This is a genomic window from Eggerthella sp. 1_3_56FAA, assembly GCF_000185625.1.
GTDB lineage: Bacteria > Actinomycetota > Coriobacteriia > Coriobacteriales > Eggerthellaceae > Eggerthella > Eggerthella lenta.
The window spans coordinates 1-2291 of sequence record NZ_GL622585.1 but is presented as its reverse complement, the minus strand read 5'-3'; the positions used below and the strand labels follow the sequence as shown (position 1 = coordinate 2291).

Annotated in this window: 4 protein-coding genes; all 4 read left to right on the top strand. The window is 50.5% G+C overall.

From position 1 onward, the window contains the following. Window positions 1-280: DUF6017 domain-containing protein (locus HMPREF1023_RS14870; RefSeq protein WP_009307283.1), on the top strand; the 280-nt coding region annotated here is incomplete at its 5' end. Between the two features lie 23 nt (window positions 281-303). Next, window positions 304-525 (top strand): DUF5348 domain-containing protein, encoded by a 222-nt coding sequence (locus tag HMPREF1023_RS14865; protein WP_002569164.1) that lies wholly within the window; start codon window positions 304-306, stop codon window positions 523-525. A 41-nt stretch (window positions 526-566) separates the two neighbouring features. Then, window positions 567-1043 carry a PcfB family protein gene (locus HMPREF1023_RS14860; protein ID WP_002586631.1) on the top strand — a complete coding sequence of 159 codons (477 nt, stop codon included), beginning with the start codon at window positions 567-569 and terminating at the stop codon, window positions 1041-1043. After that, the coding region (locus HMPREF1023_RS14855; RefSeq protein WP_198006024.1) for a VirD4-like conjugal transfer protein, CD1115 family at window positions 1040-2291 on the top strand (1252 nt) is incomplete at its 3' end. The genes HMPREF1023_RS14860 and HMPREF1023_RS14855, both read left to right, overlap by 4 nt.

Below are 2291 nucleotides of genomic sequence, written 5' to 3'. Positions count from 1 at the left end.
TGCGGGGGACGACTACCCGGCAGAGCTTGTGAAGTCAAAGTTTATGAAACTGGACGGCGAGCATATCCGCTTTGTGCTTGACTGTATGCGGGAGAACACAACGAAAATCCGCAACATCAAGCAATATCTGAAAGCAGCCCTTTTCAACGCCCCGTCCACTATCGGCAATTATTACACTTCCCTTGTCGCCCATGACATGGCAAGCGGCGCACTGTCACCGAAGAAGCCGCAGTACGGCGACCCGGACTATTATTCATGCAAACCGGGCGAAAGCCTGTAAAACAACAAAAGGAGGATTTTATTATGGCACAGAAAATGACAGGAGCATTGGTATTTGACGAGCGCACCGACCGTTACGACATTCGCTTTGACTTAAACAGCTACTATGGCGGGCTGCATTGTGGAGAATGTTTTGACGTATTCGTGCGGGGCAAGTGGAAGCCGACCCGGATTGAGTACGGCGACAACTGGTATCTTGTGGGTATCAGAGCCGAGGACTTGAACGGGCTGCGGGTGCGTATCTGACCGCCGCCCCATAAAGAAACGCGAAAGGAGGACGCGACAAATTGCAGGACGAAGTAAACGAAAAGACCATAGCCCTTTACATCAAGACCGGGAAGCTGACCGCCCAGACGCTCCAAAAGGCAATGAAAGCCATACTGTCAAAGGGAAAAAAGCAGCTTTCCAAACCGCCACAGGGCAAGCAGAGCTTAAAGCAGCTTATGAAGCAGAACGCGGGCGTTTCCAACATTGAGATTACCGAGGGCAATATCAAAGCCTTTGAGAGTACGGCGAAAAAGTACGGTATCGACTTTGCGCTGAAAAAGGACGCGACGGAAAGCCCGCCCCGCTATCTGGTTTTCTTCAAGGGGCGGGACGCGGACGTGCTGACCGCAGCCTTTAAGGAATTTTCCGCAAAAAAGCTGACACAGGAGAAAAAGCCCTCAATCCGAAAGCTGCTCTCTACCCTCAAAGAAGCTGCACAGGGCAGAAACGCGGAACGGGCAAAGGTCAAGAACAAGGACAGGGAGGTATCGCTATGAAGCCGGAAATCAAGAAGCTGCTTATCTTAAATCTCCCGTATCTGCTCTTTGTCTGGCTCTTTGATAAAGCGGGCGCGGCTGTCCGGCTCTCCCCCGGCGCGGACGCAAGCGCAAAGCTGCTACATCTTGGGGACGGTTTTACCGCCGCCTTTTCCAGTATCGCGCCGAGCTTCCACCCGGCAGACTTAGCTTTAGGCATTGCGGGGGCGGTCATTGTTCGGCTGATTATCTACACCAAAGGCAAGAACGCGAAGAAATACCGCCGCGGGACAGAATACGGTTCGGCGCGTTGGGGCGGGGCTGACGATATAAAGCCATACACAGACCCGGTATTTGAGAATAATATCCCCTTAACGCAGACGGAACGGCTCACCATGAACAGCCGCCCGAAGCAGCCGAAATACGCAAGAAACAAAAATATCCTTGTAATCGGCGGTTCCGGCAGCGGCAAGACCCGGTTCTTTGTGAAACCGTCGCTCATGCAATGTACGTCAAAGGATTTTCCAACGTCGTATATCGTCACTGACCCGAAAGGAACACTGATTTTGGAAACCGGAAAAATGTTGCAGCGGTACAAATACCGTATCAAAGTGCTAAATACGATTAACTTCAAAAAATCCATGAAATACAACCCCTTTGCCTATCTGCGGAGCGAAAAGGACATTTTGAAGTTAGTCAATACCATTATCGCCAACACCAAAGGCGACGGGGAAAAATCCGGCGAGGATTTCTGGGTGAAAGCGGAAAAGCTCTACTATACCGCACTAATCGGCTATATCTGGTATGAAGCCCCGGAGGACGAGAAGAACTTCACGACGCTGCTTGAAATGATAAATGCGTCGGAAGCCCGCGAGGACGACGAGGACTTCCAGAACCCGGTTGACCTCATGTTTGAACGTCTGGAAGAAAAAGACCCGGAACATTTTGCAGTCAAGCAGTACAAAAAATACAAACTTGCGGCGGGCAAGACCGCAAAAAGCATACTTATCTCACGTTCTTTTGCGTCCGTTCATGTATTCGCTCCTTTCCTTTCCGTTCCGAGGGTTTGGGACACTTCCCAACAAGCAATTTTCAACCGACGCGCCGCAGCGCGGGAGGGGAAAATACGGAAGTGGGTACCCGCTTCCTATGCTTGCTACGAATGTTTTTATCCTTTAGGCTCTTATCACCTACTACGGAGAAAAAGCGATTTTGCCAAGCTTACGCAAAAGAAAAACGCTGCAACCTCAAAAAAGATTACAACGCTTT

Bases quoted from the DNA above. Each gene is read 5' to 3' on its own strand.
- HMPREF1023_RS14865 (WP_002569164.1), top strand. From the start codon at position 304: ATGGCACAGAAAATGACAGGAGCATTGGTATTTGACGAGCGCACCGAC.